Source organism: Natrinema soli, from assembly GCF_028618695.1.
On the sequence record NZ_JAQIVI010000131.1, the window covers coordinates 1 to 3,087 of the forward strand.

The following is a 3,087-nucleotide window of genomic DNA, read 5'->3' on the forward strand; positions in this document are numbered from 1 at the left end:
GTCGCGAGCGACGCGGAGGGAGGGAAGGCGAGCGGGGCGTGCCGTCTCGTTCACACCAGTCGAGGGAGAGCTACAGCATCCCCACCTTCAGCTCAGCCTGGTGGGCTTCGAAAGGGCGAGGTCGACTCGGTCGTCCCCCGCCGACGCAAGCACCTATGAGAATCTGCGGATCAATTTTCCCCGTGAACCGAGATAGTTGTTTGGATAGATACACTCTACCCACCCAAATCTGCCAAACCAACCCCTCTAACGCCGGTTTGTCATAGGTGCTTGTGAAGTGAAGAGGATAGCCGTCGCTCTCGGTGGCCTCTGCTGGCCCGGCTGAGTCGCGCCGCAGTAGCGCGACTCAGCCGCTTGGTGGTGCGAACTCCTCACCGCGTGTCAACATATGGTACATCGATACCAGCACTTTCCGCGCTGTCGCAACCCGTGCGACGTACTTGTTCTTCCGCCGGTTCAATCGGTCGAAAAACTCCACGAAATACTCGTTCCGATGCATTACAACGTTGTTTGCACACTGCACCAGCATCCATCGTAACACCGACGAGCCTTCCTTGCTAATCGGGCCACGCGTTTCGCGCTGGCCTGATTGTTGAACCGTCGGATCTAACCCAGCGTAACTCACGAGCTTTTCTGCACTCCCAAATCGCTCGATCTCCCCGATTTCGGCAGTCACAGTGACTGCCGAAATCGAACCCACCCCTGTGATCGTCTCCAGAAGTTGGACTTGCTCGTCCTCTCGAGCGATCTTTCTGATTTCGGCGTCGTAAGTGGCGATCTCGTCGGTGAGTTCGTCAATCATCCGGAACGACGACTCGATTCGTTTCCGATCAATTGGATCGAGTTCGAGGGCCGCGAGCTGCTCGCGGCCCTCGTTGCTGAACGGAGAGCGACGCATCGCGTTGCCGCTCTGTTTGAGCGTGGAACGGATGCGGTTTTTGTACCGCGTCCGGTCGTCGATGAGCCGTTTCCGCTCGCGGACGAGGTCCCGCCGCCGACGGATGTCGGCCGGCGGGACGTAGCTCTCGGCGATGAGATCTGCGCGGAGGAGATGCGCGAGCATTTTCGCATCGATCTTGTCGGTTTTGACCTTTGCTTCGGCGATGACACGTGTTTTCTTGGGGTTGACGAGCGTCACATCTACGTGCTCATCGAGCGTATCGTAGATATGCCGGTAGACGGAGGAGGCCTCGATGGCGACCTTTGCATCGGCGTGCTCGCGAGCAAAGTTCTCGACGTCGGCGTCAGAGAGACGCCGACTGTCGAGGACGGTGCCGTCTGGGTCCATGACGGCTATCTGGGAGTAGCCGTCATGGATGTCCATCCCGATGAATTCAGTTTCTGAGTTCATGGTTCGTACCTGGGCTGAGTTCGAGGGTAGCACGTCCGGATAGGCACCTATTCGCGCTCAAGTCGCAGGAGGTTCTATCCATACAGTCGAGCCATTCACCGCACCGTGTTCTGGGACACATGCTTACGGTCGGCTGCGCTCAGCCCCTTTCTCGGACGCGCCGTAGGGGCTTAGCAGATTCTCATAACCACACCGCAACGACCGAGCGTTGCGAGGGAGTGAGGCGCGCAGCGAGGCACGGGATGCCGAGCGGCCGAGGGCTTTCGGTGGGAGTGCACTCTTCTCTCTTTCTTCTCGATGACGTCGTCTCCCTCACAACCATTGTTCTGACTCCACCCCTCTGTCACGATCTCTTCCCTCACCCTGCCCCTCATTCTACGTTCCTCTTCGTCCTCCTCTCCTCGAGCGTCACCTTCACGTCAACCACACTCTGTCCTACGCAATCCGAGCAATTCACACGTCTATCCGCACCCCCACAACATCGTCTTCGTCTCTCCCCCAATGTACCAATGTACTCCCCCCGCTAGGGTGTTATAGAACGATTCGCATGACGTTCTCTTCACCGAATCTAGAGCGAACTATCCGTTCACTACACTTGTGCACTTATTGCTGGTTGGGTATTCGTCATGTCAATATCTGGCACCCTCAATCCATCTGTTCCACCCATGAAGATGAAACTCGCTGCGAATGACGGACTACTACACCGTTGGCACTCGATCACGTTCGGCTGGTATTCAGAATTGAATCGACGAGAGCGAGAGACAAGGCTTCGTACATGGGTGTAGCTAACGGTAGCTACAATGGGTAACTCAGCGCCGGACGACAGGATGTACGAGCGAATCGACAGTCGCTCTGATCGTCTCCGACTCAAATTCCTGCTCAATCTGGACCGGCACATGCTGACCGCCGGTCTGGCGCTTGGGCTGTTCGGCGCTATCGTCGGGCTGAGTACGCTCGGCGACGCGTCGTTTCGCGACATGATGGGTCATCATCCGAGCGGGAGTCCTTAATCGTGATAGTGCACCCATTCCCCGATTTCGATAAATGAAGACTCACCGCACCCACCACATTTGTCCGGTGATTCAAATCTGTGATCGCCTACAGAGACGTGTATTGGAGTACCGGCGTGAGTGATCTGACAATTCTCACAAACGTATCGATGTGGCTCTTCTGGGCGGTGTGCCATAGTATAACTTAGCACGTAGAACTGATAATCCTGTGGGTGGCTCAAAACCGTTGATCTGCAACATCCGCGCTCTGTATTCAGCACCTATCATCTGTCATCGGCTAAGGGTTTCGACAGAGCCAGCTGAAAAGGTATGAATCGTAGCGATACTCGGTTCTTTCCTCTCTCTTAGTAGGAGAGAGAATAATGAAGTTAATTAGATTACAGTGTAAGTGACCATTCATGGTCATAATCTGCACACTCAAAGTTTGCTCTCGTCCCTCCACTAGAGGTGTATTTGTTAATTTGCTCTTCCAACTCGTCATCGCATTTGGGACAACGAGCACTGAGCACTCTCTTAGAAACTAGAAATTCCCGTCCTATTATTTATCTGATAATCATTTTGGGTGGTTCATCTGTCAAAACTCTCAGACTACTCTATGATAACTATCTCACCTGTACTTACCGTTTGTCGGCTAGTCACAGAGAGAGGGTATGGGAACTTCCTATGAAAATCCTGCAAGCAAATTTTCCACTTGATCAGTGATAGTTGTTCGGGTGAGCGCTGGCC

General features: G+C 54.4%; 2 protein-coding genes. One reads left to right on the forward strand and one right to left on the reverse strand.

Annotated features, from left to right (window positions below; genetic code table 11):
• Window positions 1–346 precede the first annotated feature (346 nt).
• Window positions 347–1,351, reverse strand: coding sequence for an IS110 family RNA-guided transposase (locus tag PGX04_RS08650; protein WP_273738132.1), 1,005 nt, complete (start codon window positions 1,349–1,351; stop codon window positions 347–349).
• 800 nt (window positions 1,352–2,151) lie between these two features.
• Between PGX04_RS08650 and PGX04_RS08655 the strand changes: the two genes are divergently transcribed.
• Window positions 2,152–2,361, forward strand: a complete 210-nt coding sequence (locus PGX04_RS08655; RefSeq protein WP_273738133.1) for a DUF7972 family membrane protein — start codon at window positions 2,152–2,154, stop codon at window positions 2,359–2,361.
• Window positions 2,362–3,087 lie beyond the last annotated feature (726 nt).

Bases quoted from the DNA above. Each gene is read 5' to 3' on its own strand.
- PGX04_RS08655 (WP_273738133.1), top strand. From the start codon at position 2,152: ATGGGTAACTCAGCGCCGGACGACAGGATGTACGAGCGAATCGACAGT.
- PGX04_RS08650 (WP_273738132.1), bottom strand. From the start codon at position 1,351: ATGAACTCAGAAACTGAATTCATCGGGATGGACATCCATGACGGCTAC.